This is a genomic window from Pantoea sp. SYBGC1 (assembly GCF_057197005.1).
On sequence record NZ_JBXUNM010000004.1, the window covers coordinates 204,675 to 223,192 of the forward strand.

General features: G+C 52.3%; 19 protein-coding genes. 12 read left to right on the forward strand and 7 right to left on the reverse strand.

From position 1 onward, the window contains the following. Positions 1-110: 110 nt before the first annotated feature. Positions 111-2,399: a phosphatidylglycerol--membrane-oligosaccharide glycerophosphotransferase gene (gene opgB, locus AC2CF9_RS09955; RefSeq protein ID WP_484556870.1), complete on the forward strand. Its 2,289-nt coding sequence runs from the start codon at positions 111-113 to the stop codon at positions 2,397-2,399. Between the two features lie 8 nt (positions 2,400-2,407). On the opposite strand, the gene AC2CF9_RS09960 is transcribed toward opgB, so the two are convergent. Then, the gene (locus tag AC2CF9_RS09960; RefSeq protein WP_484556871.1) at positions 2,408-3,121 is read right to left on the reverse strand and encodes a GNAT family N-acetyltransferase; all 714 of its coding nucleotides are present in this window, start codon (positions 3,119-3,121) and stop codon (positions 2,408-2,410) included. A 52-nt stretch (positions 3,122-3,173) separates the two neighbouring features. Further along, positions 3,174-3,671, reverse strand: a complete 498-nt coding sequence (locus AC2CF9_RS09965; protein ID WP_484556872.1) for an RcnB family protein — start codon at positions 3,669-3,671, stop codon at positions 3,174-3,176. Positions 3,672-3,897: 226 nt separating this feature from the next. Here AC2CF9_RS09965 and AC2CF9_RS09970 point away from each other — a divergent pair, with 226 nt between their 5' ends. Further along, a complete protein-coding gene (locus tag AC2CF9_RS09970; protein ID WP_484556873.1) occupies positions 3,898-4,578 on the forward strand; it encodes a YecA/YgfB family protein in 681 nt (226 codons plus the stop codon). Positions 4,579-5,249: 671 nt separating this feature from the next. On the opposite strand, the gene AC2CF9_RS09975 is transcribed toward AC2CF9_RS09970, so the two are convergent. The 3 genes from AC2CF9_RS09975 to AC2CF9_RS09985 all read right to left on the reverse strand — a co-directional run bounded on the left by AC2CF9_RS09975 (position 5,250) and on the right by AC2CF9_RS09985 (position 8,162). Then, positions 5,250-6,296, reverse strand: coding sequence for a DUF1176 domain-containing protein (locus AC2CF9_RS09975; protein ID WP_484556874.1), 1,047 nt, complete (start codon positions 6,294-6,296; stop codon positions 5,250-5,252). Positions 6,297-6,401: 105 nt separating this feature from the next. Continuing rightward, entirely contained in the window at positions 6,402-6,779 is a 378-nt protein-coding gene (locus tag AC2CF9_RS09980; protein ID WP_484556875.1) for a DUF1090 domain-containing protein, read from the reverse strand. 507 nt (positions 6,780-7,286) lie between these two features. Then, complete coding sequence (locus AC2CF9_RS09985; protein ID WP_484556876.1) at positions 7,287-8,162, reverse strand: phosphorothioated DNA-binding restriction endonuclease; 876 nt, start codon at positions 8,160-8,162, stop codon at positions 7,287-7,289. Positions 8,163-9,508: 1,346 nt separating this feature from the next. Between AC2CF9_RS09985 and AC2CF9_RS09990 the strand changes: the two genes are divergently transcribed. Genes AC2CF9_RS09990 through AC2CF9_RS10005 form a run of 4 tightly spaced genes read left to right on the forward strand, consistent with a single transcriptional unit; the run spans position 9,509 to position 12,619 of the window. Further along, entirely contained in the window at positions 9,509-9,679 is a 171-nt protein-coding gene (locus AC2CF9_RS09990; protein WP_195910810.1) for a hypothetical protein, read from the forward strand. 9 nt (positions 9,680-9,688) lie between these two features. Then, positions 9,689-10,234: an ABC-three component system protein gene (locus AC2CF9_RS09995; protein ID WP_058957583.1), complete on the forward strand. Its 546-nt coding sequence runs from the start codon at positions 9,689-9,691 to the stop codon at positions 10,232-10,234. Beyond that, positions 10,231-10,719, forward strand: coding sequence for an ABC-three component system middle component 5 (locus tag AC2CF9_RS10000; protein ID WP_058957584.1), 489 nt, complete (start codon positions 10,231-10,233; stop codon positions 10,717-10,719). Before AC2CF9_RS09995 ends, AC2CF9_RS10000 begins: the two co-directional genes overlap by 4 nt. Then, positions 10,706-12,619 carry an AAA family ATPase gene (locus AC2CF9_RS10005; protein ID WP_484556877.1) on the forward strand — a complete coding sequence of 638 codons (1,914 nt, stop codon included), beginning with the start codon at positions 10,706-10,708 and terminating at the stop codon, positions 12,617-12,619. Before AC2CF9_RS10000 ends, AC2CF9_RS10005 begins: the two co-directional genes overlap by 14 nt. A gap of 378 nt (positions 12,620-12,997) precedes the next feature. Here the strand turns inward: AC2CF9_RS10005 and AC2CF9_RS10010 are convergent, their stop codons facing one another. Both AC2CF9_RS10010 and AC2CF9_RS10015 read right to left on the reverse strand, forming a co-directional pair. Next, on the reverse strand, positions 12,998-13,249 hold the full coding sequence (locus AC2CF9_RS10010; RefSeq protein ID WP_484556878.1) for an ogr/Delta-like zinc finger family protein: 252 nt from the start codon (positions 13,247-13,249) through the stop codon (positions 12,998-13,000). Next, positions 13,246-13,962, reverse strand: coding sequence for a hypothetical protein (locus tag AC2CF9_RS10015; protein WP_484556879.1), 717 nt, complete (start codon positions 13,960-13,962; stop codon positions 13,246-13,248). Before AC2CF9_RS10015 ends, AC2CF9_RS10010 begins: the two co-directional genes overlap by 4 nt. A 521-nt stretch (positions 13,963-14,483) precedes the next feature. Here AC2CF9_RS10015 and AC2CF9_RS10020 point away from each other — a divergent pair. The 6 genes from AC2CF9_RS10020 to AC2CF9_RS10045 are packed head-to-tail and all read left to right on the forward strand — an operon-like array spanning position 14,484 to position 18,448. Beyond that, a complete protein-coding gene (locus AC2CF9_RS10020) occupies positions 14,484-14,741 on the forward strand; it encodes a helix-turn-helix transcriptional regulator (protein WP_264250130.1) in 258 nt (85 codons plus the stop codon). Continuing rightward, entirely contained in the window at positions 14,738-14,986 is a 249-nt protein-coding gene (locus AC2CF9_RS10025; RefSeq protein ID WP_285720157.1) for a hypothetical protein, read from the forward strand. The genes AC2CF9_RS10020 and AC2CF9_RS10025 overlap by 4 nt, the downstream gene beginning before the upstream one ends. Positions 14,987-14,999: 13 nt before the next feature. After that, positions 15,000-15,527 carry a host cell division inhibitor Icd-like protein gene (locus AC2CF9_RS10030; RefSeq protein ID WP_484556880.1) on the forward strand — a complete coding sequence of 176 codons (528 nt, stop codon included), beginning with the start codon at positions 15,000-15,002 and terminating at the stop codon, positions 15,525-15,527. Next, positions 15,524-15,790 (forward strand): hypothetical protein, encoded by a 267-nt coding sequence (locus AC2CF9_RS10035; RefSeq protein ID WP_058781704.1) that lies wholly within the window; start codon positions 15,524-15,526, stop codon positions 15,788-15,790. Before AC2CF9_RS10030 ends, AC2CF9_RS10035 begins: the two co-directional genes overlap by 4 nt. Then, positions 15,777-16,118, forward strand: a complete 342-nt coding sequence (locus AC2CF9_RS10040) for a DUF5375 family protein (protein ID WP_167428847.1) — start codon at positions 15,777-15,779, stop codon at positions 16,116-16,118. The genes AC2CF9_RS10035 and AC2CF9_RS10040 overlap by 14 nt, the downstream gene beginning before the upstream one ends. A gap of 14 nt (positions 16,119-16,132) precedes the next feature. Further along, positions 16,133-18,448, forward strand: coding sequence for a primase-like DNA-binding domain-containing protein (locus AC2CF9_RS10045; protein ID WP_484556881.1), 2,316 nt, complete (start codon positions 16,133-16,135; stop codon positions 18,446-18,448). Positions 18,449-18,518 lie beyond the last annotated feature (70 nt).

Sequence of the window (18,518 nt, forward strand, 5' to 3'; positions counted from 1 at the left end):
CCGCCGGACAGGTTGCAGCCCGGTGACAGCCAATATAGATTGACGCAACCCCCCTGAGAGGGCGCGCGGCCGCTGGCGCCGCGCTATTCATATATCGTGAGGATTTGCCGTTGGCATTGCTTTCAATCGTGCTGTTTCTGACCGCCATCATCATTTACGCCTCTAAAGCCGGACGCAATACGTTCTGGTTCAGCCTGATGCTGCTGCTGCTGACGCTGTTTATTGTGCTGAATGCAACGCTGTTCGCCAGCAACTATTTTACCGGTGACGGCATCAATGATGCGGTGATCTACACGCTGACCAACAGCCTGACCGGCGCCGGCGTCAGTAAATATGTGGTGCCCGCTATCGGGCTGATTATTGTGCTGTTTCTGCTGTTCTGCTTTCTTTCATGGATTTTGCGCCGCCATAAACGTCCGCATCACCTCGGCTGGAGCCTGCTGGCGATCGCCTGCGCCGCCGGATCGGTGCAGACCACGCCGGCGTTTCGTCAGGTTAAAGATCTGATTGCGTCGCACGCGCACGCGGGCGACTCCGATTTCGCCACCTGGTACATCACGCCGCAGAACCGTATTGAACAGCCCGCGCTCAACCTGGTCTATATCTACGGCGAGAGCCTGGAGCGCACCTATTTAAATCAGCAGGCTTTTCCCGACCTGGCGCCGGAGCTGAGCCGCGAGCAGGCGCAGAGCCTGGATTTCAGCAATACCGCGCAGCTGCCCGGCACCGACTATACCATTGCCGGCATGATCGCCTCACAGTGCGGTATCCCGCTGTTTGCGCCTTTTGACGGTAACGCCTCAGCCGCGCTCTCCAGCTTCTATCCGCAGAGTCTCTGCCTCGGCGATATTCTCAAAAACAGCGGCTACGAGAACTGGTTTATTCAGGGCGCCGATCTGCGCTTTGCCGGCAAAGATACTTTTCTGCTTTCGCACGGCTTCGCCGCATCGAATCTCTATGGCGCGCAGGAGCTGAAAAGCCGCGTGGCCGATCCTGACTACCGCAACAACTGGGGCTTTTACGACGATACCGTGCTGGATGAGGTGTTTGAGAAGTATGCTGAACTGTCGCAGCAGAACAAACGCTTTGCCCTGTTTACCCTGACGGTGGATACCCATCATCCGGATGGCTTTATCTCCCGCAGCTGCCAGCGTAAAAGCTATCAGTATGAGGGCAAAATGAATCAGTCATTCAGCGCCGTCGCCTGTTCACAGGAGCACGTGGCGCGGCTGATTGAGCGTATTAAAGCTTCGCCGTGGTTTAAAAACACCGTCATCGTCGTCAGCTCCGATCATCTGGCGATGAACAATACCGCCCACCCCTATCTGGCGAAGCTGCCGCGCCGCGATCTCTTTATGGTCATTCGCGGCGATCGGCCGCAGGCGGAGGTGCGCGATGCGCCACGCAGCCCGCTGGATAACGGCGCCACGGTGCTGGAGATCCTCGGCGGTGACAAGGCGCTGGGCCTTGGCCGCAGTTCACTCTCTACGCCGTCGCTCTCCACGCAGTTTGACGACATGGCGAAAAAGGTCAGCAGCTGGAAAGCTGATATTGTGCAGCTGTGGAATTTTCCGGCCAGCATGAAAGAGTTCACTATCGACCAGCAGAAGAATACCTTTACCTTCTCCGGCGCCACGTTCCGCCTGCCGATCCTGTTCCGGCTGGGCAATAAGCAGGTTGAACCGCTGCCGGAGGGAGAGTATGCCGCGCCGCTGCGCTATCAGCTGGCCGATTTTGCCGCGAACGAAAAATTTGTCTGGGCCGACCGCTGCTTCAAAATGGCGCGGCTCTGGAAGCCGGAGCTGGCGCTCTCCACCGATCTCTGCCTGGCGATGGGCCAGATGGGCGGCCAGCCCAGCGTGGTGCGTATCGATCAGCCGCTCTGGCACGGCAAAACGCACTTTCCGCCGCTGCGCGTCAGCCCGGAAACCTGGCGCCTCAACCAGCAGCAGATCCGCATTGAGGATAATGACATTCGCTACGATGCCGACAGCTTTGTGCTGAACGTGCCGGGCGCTCCGCACAGCATCCGGCGCTTTAGCGGCATCTCGCGTCCGGAGAGCTGGGGGCGCTGGTCCAATGCCAATCTGGCTCCGGAGGTGAATATTGAGTATGCCGATCCGCTACCGCCGCGGTTCGATCTGGTGATCACCGCGCGCGCGTTTGGTGCCAATGCGCAGCAGCCGATTCCGGTACGCGTTGGCAGCGAGGAGCAGGTTCTGCGGCTGGACGATAGCTTCTCCACCACTACGCTGCACTTCAGCAATCGCGACGGCAGCCATAATCTGGTGATTGTGCCACCGGCGCCGCAGCTGTCGAATCAGGACAATATTGTGGGTCAGGCGCCGCGCAAGCTCGGCATTGGCATGGCGGAGATCCGCATCGTGCCGCGCCCCTGAGCGCGGGCTCAGTCGCGCGGGCGCAGCGTCTCCAGCCGCTCCCGCTGCGCGCCATCGGCGCTGAAATTACCCGGCGCCAGCCAGCGCTCAAAGGCGTGCTTTAGCACCGGCCAGTCACCATCGATAACAGAGAACCAGCAGGTATCGCGGCTGCGACCTTTGTATACCATTGCCTGACGAAACACGCCTTCGGGCTGAAAACCGAGCCGCAGCGCCGCCTGGCGCGACGGCTGATTGCAGCTGTCACATTTCCATTCGTAGCGGCGATAGCCGAGCTGGTCAAACGCATACGCCATCAGCAGAAAGTGCGCCTCAGTAGCCATACGGGTACGCTGCAGCAGCGGTGAAAACACCACATATCCCACTTCCATTACGCCGTGCTGCGGCTCGATACGCATCAGCGCGAGCGTACCCACCGCCTGCCCGCGCTGCAGATCGATCACGGCAAAATGCAGGTAATCGGGAGTGTGCTGGCAGGCGGCGGCGAACGTCAGCCACTCATGCTGCGATGCCGGACGCTCCACGGGCAGCCAGGTCCAGCTGCTATCGTCCGCGGCGTGTGCATGCGCGGCGCTGAGATCGGACGCGTGGCGTGACGCATCCAGCGGCTCAAGGCGGCAGTAACGCCCCTGAAGCGTGACGCGCTCCGGACGCGGACGCGGCTGCCAGTCAGGCAACGCACTACCCGTCGGCTGGCCAAACTCATTAACGATCGGGGCCATCTTTCCTGCCTCTAAAATAAAACAGGCGGACCCGGTGGCCCGCCTGCTGGCGTTATCCTTTAAAGAAGATGTCGCCCGATTTGCCCATCACGATTTTGCCGCTGTCATCGGTGATCTGAATATAGTTGGCGTTGATGTAAGCCCAGTGTGCACCAGCCTGCGGAGCGGGCAGATGACGCGCCTGCCAGTCAGTGATGGTGTACTCTTTTTTGCGATACTCTTCCGGCACCACATCGCCGACCTTGTGCTCTTTGTAGTCGATAATGATGGTGTGCAGATTGTAGTTGTTGGCGGCGGAAGGCTGCTCGCCGGTGCCGTTGTTAGACGGGCGAACCGGCGCGTCGTCGCCTGATGCAGCGGGTGCCTGAGCGGCGGGCGCATCGGCGTCTGGCACCGGTGCGGCGTCAGGGGCCTGCACATTCGGCTGCTCTGTCTGAGGCGGCATCGGCACGCTATTGGTCTGCTCATCCGCTGCCAGTGCGGCTGGCGTCAGGCTAAGCGCGCCCAGAAACAGGCCGGCAGATAAAAGGGTTACGTGTGTCCTGCGCATTGGTGATTCCCACTCTGATTAATAGTCTGATGTCCATTTACTGACAAGCGCACCGGGCCAATGGTTCCCGCTGCCGTGCGGCGCTCATCGCGTCATGCCACAGCATACCTCAGCCTGGCCCGATTCAGGCGCGCTAAAATTGCAAATAATCGTGATAATGCCGCTATAATCGCGCCATGAGATGCGGGCCTGGCCCGTACAGAATATTACGTGCAGGAGAGAAGCGATGAATCAGGGGCCGTTAACGGAAAAAGAGCTGAACTGGCTGGATGACATGCTGGAGAAGTATGGCAATGCGCACTCCGTGGTGGATACGGCCGAGCTGGATGGGATGCTGACCGCCCTGCTCTCCGGCCCGAATGATATTGAACCCAGCGAGTGGCTGGTAGCGATGTGGGGCGGCCAGAAGCATATCCCTAAATGGGCTAATGAGCGCGAGATGGATCGCTTTATGACCCTGACCTTTCAGCACCTGAACGATATTGCTGAGCGTCTGGCCGAATTTCCGGAGCAGTTTGACCCGCTGTTTGGCCTGCAGGAGATGGAGGGCCAGGAGTTTACCGTTGTCGAAGACTGGTGCTACGGCTATATGCGCGGTGTTGCGCTGGACGCCGACTGGTCACAGCTGCCCGAAGCGCTGGAGCCGCAGCTGCAGGCGATTGCCCTGCACGGCCGTGAAGAGCAGCGTGAAGCGCGCGAAGCGCTCGATCCGGACGCGTTTGAAGCGAGCATGGCGGCGATCCGCCCGGCCGCGCTGGAGCTGCACGAATACTGGCAGGCCGAGCGCATGGCCCAGCCCGATCCCGAGCCACAGCTGCCGTTCTTTGCCGGTGATAAAACCGGACGCAACGATCCCTGCCCGTGCGGCAGCGGCAAAAAATATAAGCAGTGCTGCCTGAATAAATAACCTGCGTTTGGTCGCATAATATCGCGCCCAATCCACCCCGGGGCGCTTTAATGCGGCCCCTACAACAATACCCGCAGGGGCGCCATTCATGGCGCCCTGGCCACACCACGCACCTGACCCCGGGCCGCATAAATGCGCCCCCTACATTGGTATCGGTAGGGGCGCCATTCATGGCGCCCTGGCCGCACCACGCACCTGCCCCCGGGCCGCATAAATGCGACCCCTACATTGGTATCCGTAGGGGCGCCATTCATGGCGCCCTGGCCACACCGCGCACCTGACCCCGGGCCGCATAAATGCGACCCCTACAACAATATCCACAGGGGCGCCATTGATGGCGCCCTGGCCGCACCGCGCACCTGACCCCGGACCGCATAAATGCGACCCCTACATTGGTATCGGTAGGGGCGCCATTCATGGCGCCCTGGCCGCACCACGCGCCTGACCCCGGGCCGCATTAATACGCCCCCTACAACAATATTCATAGGGGCGCCATTCATGGCGCCCTGGCCACATCCGGCACCTGACCCCGGGCCGCATTAATGCGACCCCTACATTGGTATCCGTAGGGGCGCCATTCACGGCGCCCTGGCCACATCCGGCACATGCCCCTGGGCCGCATAAATACGGCCCCTACAGCAATATCCACAGGGGCCCCGTGCGTTCTGCAATCAGGGAGCGGGTCTGACGTCGCTGACCAGCACCGGCAGCTGCCAGGCGCCGCCGGCACGGATGGCGCGGCACATGCCGGTGGTAGCATCGCTGCTCTGTACAAAATTGCGGCCATCCCAGACCCATGCGGCGGTGCTCCAGCAGTCGCCAATACCGCGGCCTTTCTGCGCTTCGCTAATCACCCCGGCGTGATAATCGGAGCCGGAGTCGGTGATCAGCTGCGGTGAACCCTGCAGCGCGCTATCCATCAGCCAGTAGCCATACCCTTCGTTATAGGCGCCGCGCCAGCAGAGGGCGGCGATCAGCACGTGGTCCGCATCCACAGCGGTCAGCGTCGGCGGCTCTGCGCCCTCTTCCGGCTGATCGTCCGCCGGTGCAAGATTATCGCAGCTGTCATCATCCGTCAGCGTAGCGATAAGCGCCGGCTTGATCCGCGCCAGCTCCTGCGGCGTCAGCGGACGCGGCTTTGCCTCAACGGTTCTGGCCTGGATAATCACCGGCATGGGTACGGCGGGCGGCACGCTGCTTTCCGGTTTGCTGCCTTTATGCACCAGCGCACCCGGCGTGCCGATGCGCCCCTGCGCCTCATCCATTTTCAGCAGCACGGCAAAGGCACCGTTTGCAGAGAGATCAAACGGCTCGGCACCGCCACGGAACTCCACGCTGCCGCTGCCTTTAATGGCAGTGATAATCGACCGGGTCTGCGCATCGGTCAGCATCCACTCATCGTTATCAGCCTTTGCCAGTTCACCCAGCGAGCGATCGTCGATCCAGAGCGTCAGCGTATCGACCTGCTTTGAGTCATCATCGCCGGTATCCGCCAGCACCACCCGGCCATGCGTTGCCGTATCCGGCCCGCCCGCCCGCGTCAGCAGCACCGATCCCCCCGCGCCCTCTTCTGCGCTGTAGCCCGCCGCACGACAGGTCAGCGTGTTATCGCACGCCAGCTCCCACTCTTTATGCGCAAACGAGACGCCTTCTTCAGCTATCGCCGGTACCATCAGGGCGTTAAGCAGAGGGAGCGCCAGCAGCAACCGTATCTTCATGCCATGTTTTCCATCAGAATAAAGCAGCAGTGTGAGGATTTTTTGCAGGCAGGAGAAGTGAATTTTTGCAGGGGCAGTAGCGCACGGACCTCTGCCGCTCAGCGCTTAGCGGCTCAGTTCCGCCTGCGCGTCAGCCAGCTCTTCACGCGCCTCAGTGAGTTTGCGCTGCTGTTTTTCAATCTTATCGCGGCGGCCGCTGGTCTGCGCTTTCTGCAAATCCGCTTCGCGCTCAGCCACTTTCTGCTGCTTCTCCGCCACTTTCTCCTGACGCTCCTGCAGCAGGCCCGCATCAGTGCAGTGCTGCTGATTTTCACGCAGCGCTTTCTCCAGCCCGTTAATGCGCGCCTTATTACCAGATTCCCGCGCCATCTCCAGCTCCTGCTGGATCGACTGCTGTTTCTGCTGACAGCCGCCGGCAGCCTGCGCGGCAGTGGCAGAGAGCGCTGCTGCCAGTGTAATCAATGCAATCGCTGTTCTTTTCATGGTTTCATCCTGAAGGTAGAGTAAAGCGCTTATTATACGGCGGGTTCTTAACAGATTCTTAAAAGCGCAGCGTGGCAAAGAGAAAAAGCGGCTTGTTTTGATCGGGATCAGGTTTGTGGCTTTCTGTAGGGGGTGGCGGATGGGGTATTTCGAGAGTAGTAATACGTTGCTGTTAGTACCTGAGCATTTTCATTCAATTGTTTAAAACGAGTACTCGGGGATACTGGAAAATCGCTACAATAAAAATGATCTTACCAAATTTGAAAGGAAGAAATGCTCACCTATTGAAGAATAATAACTCAAATAAAATTTTATTAAACTTGGGTCAAATATTTCAATGATTTTTCTTCAACAACTTAAAGAATACAAAAGCTACAAATCTACTTAAGCCGCATATTTTTTAGAATGAGCATGTGTAATTTATTATGAATATTTTTTAAGTCAAACTCAAGCTAATAAAGCTAAATAGTTTCTATGCCATACGCAAAATGACTTCCCTACTCAACATCAATGCTCTCCTCTAAATACCTCTTTCTTGTGCCATTCTACAAACTGCTCGCCCGGATGATTTTCTTTAACCGATGGCAATGTAATCGCTTTTCCTGCAAAATCCCAGAACAGCCGCTGTACCAACCCACCACCATTTACCGCGCCTGAAACCATCACTCGCATATTTTCATCCAAACCAATCGAGCCACGATCAAACGCCTTGTGATGGATTGCGCACAATGCAAGGCCATTAGATACTTCACAAGGGCCATGATGCTGCTTCCATCTGATATGGGCAGCTTCCAGAGCAATCGGCGCATTGTCATGGCGCATGTTGAAGCCGCAGATAGCGCACTGATAGTTATAGGCACGCAGCACCATCTGGCGGAATTTCGGATCGCGTTGACGGAGAGAGGTGCGAATCTCAAAATCCATCTCATCAGCGATGTCTTGTTGAATACTGGCAGGGAAATGTGCCTCCAGGAGATGCTGCGCTAGCGTATCAATTAACCTGTGATTTTTTGTCACCAACGCAAAATTACAGGCGTCAAACCCACCCGCGACATTATATTCGATGAGTTCACGTCTGGGCGGCTGGCGGCTACCATTGGTTGAGCACAGTTCCGCATTTTGTAGTTCCCAGAAACCATCACCCTTCAGACGCCAGAACGGCATGTCCGGGCGCTGATCTTGGCGCTGCGGCCCATAACGTTCCAGTAAATCCAACAGGGGCTTGTAGATTTCAGATCCATAGCTGAACAGGCGATCATGGCCTTGCCGATAGTGTGAGAGGACGAGCAGCAGCAATAATGGCTTATGTGGCGCACGCTGTTCACCTTTGCGCCAGATAGTAATATTCGATATCGCTTGCTTTAGAGTTTTGTCAGAGGTCATTACGTTGAAAATCCATGAGCACATATTTGTGATGATGCTCGCAACTTTGTAAACGTTCAAGGCATTATTGCAGACATCTTTTTCTGTCGCCTCTTTACGTGTTGAATGAAATTATGATAATAACGATAAAAATAGAAAGACAATCCAGCCCTAATCAGGATGGCTGGTCATTATTATTCAAACATCAACCGAGTAATAAAGGCATTCAATTAACTCAACATTACCCCGATTAATCTTCGCAAAATCAAACGGACTCACCGCCTTCTCCCGATTCGCATCCAGGAAGTCAGACCGCTATTGCAGTATTATTTTTCGCTCATCCAGATGTTCGACCTTATAAATGCAAGCCGCTCGCGCAGGACTACGCTACTGATGATTAATCTGCCCTCCTGTCGCATTTCCTGAAAAGAATCCCGATTCAATCAGCGAACTACAAACTATCGTCCTTAAACCATATCCACACTTCCGTTTTCCTGTCTTAGCCATTAGCCGCAGACTCTTTTTCACCCTATTCATTCTTATTGGTTTACATCAATCATCATCACCCACACAACCAGCTCTCAATTTCAATTCATGGTTTTTGTCTTTTTCAGAATGGTTAAGGCATGTCCCGACAATGAAGCAAAATCAGGCGTCCGCATCTTTGGACCACGCTGGATATGCTTAACACCTTCCCGCCGTTCACTTTTACTGGGAATCGTTCACATAGCCGTTCAAAATTCACTTCTGACCAACGATCAAATGCAGCTCGACTGAATAAATGAAAACCAACAAGGTAAGTTCAGTCAGCGGACGGGTTAACGGCCTGCCAGATTAGCGGTCGATGTGGGGAAATGATTCAGAACGCGATTTGATTCCAGAGCAGCCCAATACTGTCTCATTGTAGTAGCAACCGTACCGGCAATATCTTGCCTGAGGTATAGTCGGTCAAATCGCTTTAGGTGGTAAAGCGCACAGTAGCGGCAGCTTGCTTATTTTTATCAGATTTGACGCTGGTCGATAATAGCGTGCTAACTATGTCGAAAGCAGAAAAAGCTTTTCGAAGACTGGATTTAAGACACAAAAAAAGCTGCTCATGAGCGACTTAGCTGTAACCTGTGGTGCGAAGGCCGGACTAGCAATAAATAGATAAAAAACTGTTTTACAACAAAAAATGAATACCTTAAATTCAAAACGACCACCAGAATGACCCCTACTGCTTTTTGCGATTACCCATCAAAACTTAAGAAATTCTTTATAAAACTCTAGCAGTAAAGATTTCTAAGAGGTATCTTATTGCTTTAGGTTGCATTGCAATGGTGCAAAATCACACATACTAACCTAAATAATAACTAAGGGTGACTTAAATGGGATTTGATACTTCAACAATAGTAATTGGCGCATGTTTGTTAGCAGCAATTCTCGCAGCGCCAGCATGGAAAATTTGTTCAAAAATCATCTTTAAAGGAGGTGTCAAAAACAAACTCAAAAATGTTGATATTGGAGGTGACTATACTGGTCGTGACAGTAAAAAGTAGGTAGCCTAAATGGGTGTTTTTAACCGCTTAAAGCATGTTTTTATTCGCGGGGACTATGTCGGTGGCGACCAAATAACTAACCTTCCGTCTCCTACACAACTAATCCTCCTTCAAGAGGAGTATGAGGAGGAGCTTAAAAGAAATCAAACTTGCTCTGATTTAATAGATGAATTAAATCACTATAATTCCAAGAAAAGCGAAATCAGAGAATTAGGAGAGAAACTTGCATCATCAGGCTACGCATTTTTAATCAAAGAAGGGCAAGAATTAAAAGAGTTAGTAGCCAAGATGATAATAAAACATCAACACTACAAATCTGCTCAAAAAATTATCGTTTACTTGCTTTCAGATGTTCATTCTATTTTTCAGTTCACCATTAAACCTCAAGTCTTATCCCAAATCACACAAGAGGAATTACTTAAAATAATACACATTGAAATAGAAGAAAAGTTAAGTGCAAAGCTTGGAGTTAATTCCTTAGAGATATATAATAGGCAACTTCGAGGTATGGTTTTCTTCTTAACAGGAAACTGTCATTTGGAGTGGGAGAAATGATATTATATAACAAGGCCTTTGATATTAATCACACAACTTTAAGAATGTACTACTGGTTAGCAAACACTAATGAAATTTTTATTTCAATCGATAAATTAAGAGTATATGACTTCATTATTGCTTTTCCATTTTACATATCTTACCTTTCGTTAAGTCGTGAGTTATTAAGTGAAAAATTAAAGTTCAAAAAACTTATAAACCCTTACAATAACTTTGATGCACGCTCATTATTTAATCAAATGGAAGGGGTTCAAAGAGCATCAATTTGCAGCTTAGCCTCAACAGACATATTAATAAAAGAAGACAGCGATAAATATAAAATAAATGTAGAGCTTTTTAAAGAAGTTAATCTGGATCATTTTAGCAGTATTAATATCGAGGCAATCGATTTTATCAAAAACCATCTTGAGCTTATGCCTTATTTTGGAAAAAATGGGCTTAAAGCCGCAAGTAAATTAATGAGCTTTAAATATGATATCTTATAACCCAACCTTGAACATAAAGACCCTCCGTGCTTTTAAAAATTCAGTGGAAGTTCTTTTTATGGAGTTCCATAATGGTTTGAATGTAATTCACGGTTCGAATGGTAGCGGTAAAACCTCAGTAATCCAGCTTCTCGCTTATGTTTTAGGCGCAACCGTCTATAATTGGAAAGAAGAGGCAGGAAGTTGTGACTATGTTATAGCTGAAATTTATGCTAACGAATCCACAATTACAATCGGCAGAGAAATAAAAGAAAGCTCAGCAAGTATGAATTTCTTTTTTGGAGATTATTCTGAAAGCCTAAAAAATGGTAAAGCGGGTTGGTTTAACTATCCTTACAGCATTTCCCCTTCAAGAGAAAGTTTTTCACAAAAATTATTTGAAATATTAAACATCCCTGAAGCCAAATCAGACGGCATAAATAATTTAACTATGCATCAAATATTGAGGCTCATATACAATAATCAATCCAGCCCAGCCACAAGCATATTTAATGATGAGCCATTTGATTCAGCCATCAAACGCGAGTTTGTGAGCAACTATCTACTGGGCCTTTATGATGATAACTTATACAGTAATAAATTAGAACTTATAAAAAAAGATAAAGAATTGACAAAAACTATTTCAGAGCTAAAAGGCTTATATCTATTAGTGGATGGTAGCGATACTGATTTTAGTTACTCAAATACTGAGGAGCATATTGAACAACTACAATTAAGAATTGATCTCTTAGTTAATGCCATCGAAGAAAAGAAAACCATTAATTTATCAATCAACTTTAAGGATGAAACTCAAGCAATAAGCCCAAATGAAATCGTCAAATTAAAAAAAGACTTACTTTTCCTTGAGGTTAGCCTAAATCAACTCAATTATAATATAAGTGACTCAACAAGTTTTATTGAAGAATTAAATCAAAAAATATTAGCAATTGAGGATTCAATTAAATTTGGGAAGGATTATAAATTTAAAGATTTTGATGCTTGCCCTTCATGCTTTTCATTATTAAAACCTGACCCTGATGAAAGTAATTGTTTTTTATGCGGAACCCATAACGCAGCCAATTCAAAAGACATGAATTATGCGCGTATGAAAAATGAGATTTCTATTCAACTAAGAGAATCGAAAGGCATCTTAGAAAAACATGAAAAAGAGAAAGAAAAAACCATCCTTGAAATAAAAGAAACAAAAAAAACCTTGCGTAAAAAAATAAATAAAATTTCTATAGTAAGCAACTCTTTCAATTCAGAAAATGATAGCAAATTATATGATGCTTACAGAGAAGTAGGCGAACTAGAGGAAAAAATAAACGGCCTATCTCAACTTAGTAAAATTTACTTGCAAATAAACAAATTAAAGGAACTTCGAAACTCTTTACAGGACAGAGTCAATTACCTTGAGTCGGAAATTGATAAAAAAGAAGCGTTGCTATTGCTTAAGATGCCAAAAATTCAAGAAAAAATAACGGGATATATGGTTGATATACTTAAAAAGGATATTGAAAACATTGAAGATCCACACGATAAAGCAGAGTTCAGTAATATCGTTAGTATAGAATTTGATTTAGCCTCAAACAGAATTATCATCAATAACAAAGTTTCTTTTTCCGAAAGTTCGATGTACTACCTCAATAACGCCCTACATATCTCCTTACTTAAACTAAGCCTGACTGACAAAACTGTTAGATTACCTCGCTTATTAATACTAGATGGAATTGAAAATGGTGGGATGGAAGATGTTCGTTCTAAAGGCATACAAAGAACCATCAAAGAAATTTCAGATGAGTTTGAAGGAATTAGACATCAAATTATTGTCACTACAAAAGGTATTGACGCTGAAATAGATAACAGAAAATATAGAGTTGGTGAGAAATTCACCAACTCTAATAGAAGTTTAAAAATGTGATTTCAAAATTTTTACTGTATGTCGGCTGAGTTTAGGTCGCTTGAGAAATAGACATACTTAAAAACCCTATCAGTGATGATCAGCTAAATTATAAACATGTCAAGTCGCCATTTAGTTGGGGGCTTGATATCTCAGCGCGCAATGCTATCCCCGCCACGCCTGCCCGCTTTATGCATCGCTTTTCATGCAGATGCATGATACGGGCTGGACCGCGCCCGCTGTGGCCTGAACGGGGGAAAGCGGTGCATGATTTTGCATGCAGATCCATGCACGCTATGCATGCACTGCTCTTTACAAAGCGGCTGGCCAGAAAAAAGGCTTCTGGAAGAGAAAAGATGGACACAAAAAAGCCGCTGGTGTAGCAGCGGCAGTGCAGGATTAATGAACCTGGCGGAATGCAGAACCATAACGGCCCAGCGTCTGACGTTCTCTTGCCGGTTCCGGCGGTGGTGCCGGTATTTTTTCCGGCTGTGGCGGTGCGGTGATGACCTTTGTGATGCTCTCATTCGTCTTGAAAGTACAGGAGCAGTCCAGGTTAGTGCACTGGTGATAACGCTCTTTTACCTGCTCTGACATATAGCGGCTCGATTTAGTATGTGCCGCGCTTTTGCAGTAGGGACAGTGCATCATTTCTGGCTGCCCTCCTGAAGTTTTGCACGCTGCGCCCGGATTGATTCAGCCAGCTTCTGGCGGCGCATAGGATGGCGGTAAAGCTCCATATCAATACCGGTAAGCGGCGGGCGATACAGACCAATATTCTCCAGCAGCGGAGCCTCATTTAGTATGCTGTCTGACAGAGCAGCAGCCGCCCGCGTCAGCGCTTCACCGACCAGATAAGCCACGTCATTAATACTATCCCGGTCGTCTCCGGCAAACGTCGGGGAAAGCTCTTCACGACGGAGACGCAGCTTAATGGCCCACAGTAGCGACGGACTTACGTTACGCAGGGCTGACTGCCAGTGCGCATCCGCGAACCCGGTAAAAGCCTCCTGGTGCGATTCAACATACTCTTTACCACTGCCGCAGCATTTCAGCATCGCCTCCTGCTTATCCAGCGCCAGCTCTTTAAGCAGCCCGCCGAACTCATCGGCCAGTTCCCGGCTGGCGATGCGCTGAGAATGTTCGGCGCGCAGCTCGTCGGTGAGATTGCCTCGCAGGTTGCGAAAGCTCGTGCGCCAGTTGCTCTCGGCTTCTTTCCCTGCCTCGATGGCTGCCTGCTGCTCTTTTTCACAGCGGGCGATATCGGCGCAGATACCGTTATAGGCTTTCATCCTTTCGGTATGTTCAGCGCGGGCTTTCTCGAAGCGTTCCAGTGATGCAGGTTTCTGTTCCGGGGTGGTCATGATTGTCTCTCATCGTCTGTAAAGGATGAGGCCATTCTGTCGTGTACCACAGGACAGCGCATTTCATTGCTTTCCGCCTGTCGATGAACAAACAAGGGCATAACCGGTAGGGGATGGCCCTTAACTGATAATATTTCTTATATAACTGTTCACTGGTATTCACTGAGATAAAAAAGATAATAAATACAGTAATTAATGCAGTGAATACTTTTAAGTTAAGTCTTCACAGAGTATTCACCAGTGTTCACACAGTCTTAGACAACAGCTTTTTTCTGGCGAGCCTTTTCCAGCGTTTAATCCTATCAATAACATCCTTTTGATTGCCTTAAGCTTGCAAATGGCAAATGTTTGCAGTTCATTGCAATTTAATGGCAAAAGATGGTTAAAAAATAATCACTCTTACTTATCTCAGCAAGCCGGACACTTGTTTACTTACCGAAAAATATTCTCAGAATAGGGGGTTACCTGAAGACGCTACCGGAACCGGACAGTACCGGCCGGACTCACAATGAGGTAACACCATGCACGCAGTTTCATCCGTACCGGCCCCTGCCATTCCCGCAATCCGCGATGCCGTTTTCCCGCGCGACCGCTTTATGCGCCTGCCGGAAGTCATCAGCACCTGCGGCCTGTCACGCTCGACCATTTACGACTTAATCAGCCGGGAGCAGTTTCCCTCACAGATTTCCCTCGGCGGTAAAAACGTCGCCTGGCTGGCGTCAGAGATTGACGGCTGGATGCAGGCCCGCATCGCACAGCGTGCCGGAGGTGCAGCGTGATTTCGCTGAATTTTGGCACGAAAACCTTTCCGTTCACCCGCGAAGAAGTCGCCTTTGTTGCGGAAAGTCTGACGGCGTCGGTCAGCGGCAAACCCGCCACGGCATCAGCTTTTACCAGCGGGTTGCACGACCATATCTCCATGCTGAGTCAAAAAGCGAAGCCTGCCAGGCAGCGGGCGAAAAAAGAGAACCGGGAATTCCGATCAAATCCGCCGCAATCCGATCACGTCCTGACCGGTTGCTGAGGAAATAGCCCCGATGTGTGAAAAAAGGCTTTTCTCTGGCGAGCGGCCGTTATACAGTTTTTGTGCTGCCGCAAAATCGGCAGCCGGGCGTAGGAACCCGAGTTACTTATTGGCGACACAACACGCGCCATGCGTGTTTTTTTACGTCGTTGCCTCAGTGCGCCATTTTTCAGCGCAGCGGTTCTTATTCCGTTGCGCCGTCAAAATAATGGTGGCTCAGGCGGGGCAGCCTTCGGGCTGGCCGGTTTCCAATAAGGCCGGTATTCCTACCCCCGTCTGGGCTACCACCCATGAGCGTAGGAACTCCGGTGGTAGCAGTAACCGCTACTTATTGGAGATTGTCCTCATGACAACGGCCCTTACTGCCGCTCACTCTCAATTCACCTTTATTTTTGCCGCCATACGCCGCACCGATGCCGCCGCACGTCCCTGCATGCTGCGCACCGTAGCCGGCGATGAGCGAAGCGCCCGCGCCAGCCTCGCCCGCGATTACGTCCTGTCCTTTGCCGGTCGTCTGCCGGTTAAGGCGGTAGTCGCATGAACACGCTCACAAAACGTCTGAATAACAGTGAGACCTACCCTATTCCACACGCTGACTACCTGCGCCTGCTGCACGCGCACGCGGTCGGCGTGACCGTGCTCGATATGTTCGACTCGGTGAACGGCATGAGCGCGCGCGGCTGCGTGCCGGACGGCGCGGCGCTTGCCTCGGTCGTTGCCCTGCTCACCGACCAGCTCGGTAAAGTTGTTGAAACCTGTGAATCCCGCATGTTAGCCACGGAGGCCCGCCATGATGACCGTTAATCACTCCTGCCTGCCCGTTGAGGTACGCACCGCCGTTTACCGTCGCGCGCTGGCGCAGGGCTACCTGAACGCCTGCAAAGGCCTCGGCATCACCGTGTCAGCGACGATTGATGAGCTTCAGATGACCATTGCCCTTGAGCTGGAGGGCTTCTATGTGCGCCGCCACGGCCCGGACGCAGGCATGGAGATGGCCTGCACGATGCTGGGCGATATGGTTGAGCCGGACCTGCTGACCGCGCCACCGCGGCTGACGCAGCTCGGCGTCACCATGATGGATGAGCTGTTCCGCAGCCAGCTTGCGGCCGCCAGCCGCATCACGCTGCACTGAGGGAGAGCATGCACATGAAACATATCGTCTCTGACACCGTAAAGGCGGCCACCGGATTCTGGCCGCAGCTTCTGCCCGCCCTCGGCATCAGCGTACACGCCGGAGGGCGGCACGGAGCCTGCCCGGCGTGCGGCGGTAAAGACCGTTTCCGATTCGACAATCAGGACGGGCGCGGAACGTGGCTCTGTAATCAGTGCGGGGCCGGTGACGGCCTTAACCTGGTGGAAAAGGCGCTCAGTCTCAGCGCTAAAGAGGCCGCCATGAAGGTTGCCGGGATGCTTGGCTCGCTACCGGAGTCAGCCCCGGTTATGCATGATGAAACCGCAGACAAAAGCCGCACACAGGCAGCCGCAGCCGCACGGGCGCAGGCGCTTATCACCGCCGCTGTCAGCCGCACGGACAACGCCTACCTTTCATCAAAAGGGCTGCACGGTAAACAGGCGCTCACACTTGCTGATGCGCTGCGCTGTGGTGGTATCAGCTTTGCCGCCGGGGATGTGCTCATTCCCCTGACCGGTGAAAACGGCAAGGCCGTAAACGTGCAGCTCATCAGCGCCGCAGGCGACAAGCGCACACTGCCCGGCGGACAGGTGAAAGGCACATACTGGCTGGCCGGTGAACCGGATGGCAAAACGCTGTGGCTCACTGAAGGATACGCAACCGGCCTGACCGTGCACCGGCTGACCGGCCAGGCGGTATACGTGGCGCTGAGCGCCAATAACCTGCCCTCACTGGCAAAGCGGCTGCGTGAGTCATACCCAGGCGCGATGATGCTGATTGCCGCCGACCGCGACGACAACGGCACCGGCCAGCTAAAGGCAGAGGAAGCGGCCAGAGCCTGTAGCGGCAAAGCCGCACTGCCGCCGGTTACGGGTGACTGGAACGACGTGTGGCAGGCGCAGGGCGATATCGCCACGCTGGCGCAGCTCACCGCCTTTACGCAGCCGCAGCCACTCAGCCCGTTTGAATCCGTCAGCGAGGCAGACCTGAAGGCCATGAGCGCCAGCCAGAAAGCGGAGCTGCTGGTCGCCCACTACGGGGAGGCGCTGGCCGTGCCGCCGGTCGGGGAGGAAATCTGCCGCTATGAGAACGGCGCATGGCAGGTGATGGAGGCGAAGACGCTGCGCCGGGAAATCGCCGCGCTGTTTCAGAAGGTACGCGCACCGTTCTCGGCCGCCGGTATCGGCAGCGTGCTGGACACGCTCAAGCTGATGGTGCCGCAGATGGGTGAACCGTCCCGCCGCCTTATTGGTTTCCGTAACGGCGTGTATGACACCACAACAGGCACCTTCGGCCCGCATCGCCGCGAGCACTGGCTGCGCACCGTCAACAGCGTGGACTACACCGCCACGCGTCCGGGTGAGAACCTCGCAGACCACGCCCCGGCCTTCTGGCGCTGGTTAACGCGGGCTGCCGGACACAATCACGACAAGCAGGAGCGTATTCTCGCGGCGTTATTTATGGTGCTGGCAAACCGCTATGACTGGCAGATGTTTCTTGAGGTGACCGGCCCCGGCGGCAGCGGTAAAAGTGTGATGGCCTCGATAGCCACTCTGCTGGCCGGAAAAGACAACACAACGTCCGCCACCATCGACACGCTGGAATCCTCACGTGAGCGCGCCAGCGTGGTGGGTTTTTCGCTCATTATCCTGCCTGACCAGGAAAAATGGAGCGGCGACGGCGCAGGCATCAAGGCTATTACCGGCGGCGACGCAGTAGCCATCGATCCAAAATACCGTGACGCCTATTCAACGCATATCCCGGCGGTCATTCTGGCGGTGAACAACAATCCGATGCGCTTTAACGACCGCAGCGGCGGCGTGTCACGCCGCCGGGTTATCCTGACGTTCCCCGAAGTGATACCGGCAAAAGAGCGCGATCCGCAGCTACTGGACAAAATCAGTACCGAGCTGGCCGTGATTGTCCGTCATCTGATGCAGCGCTTCACGTCACCCGATGAAGCGCGCGAGCTGTTGCAGGCACAGCAGTCATCCGGCGAAGCGCTGGAAGTTAAACGCCAGGCTGATCCGCTGGTCGATTTCTGTGGCTATCTGATGCCTCTGAGCACGCCGAACGGGATGTTCATCGGCAATGCCAATATTCGCCCGATAAACCCGAAGCGCTATCTTTATCATGCGTATTTGTCATTTATGGAATCGCGCGGGCATCAGCACCCGCTCAGCTTAACGGCTTTCGGGCAGGCGGTGCCGCAGACGCTGAAAGAGTATGAGCGAATCCTGTTAAAACGCAGGACAAATAACGGCGTCCAGACCAATCTCACGCTGCATGAGGACAGCGAGGCCGACTGGCTTCCCGCATGCAGTAAATAAACCCCCGCAGCAAACGAACCGGCTCAGGCCGGTTTTTTTACGTCCCGGTCTGTAGTGATCACTCTATATG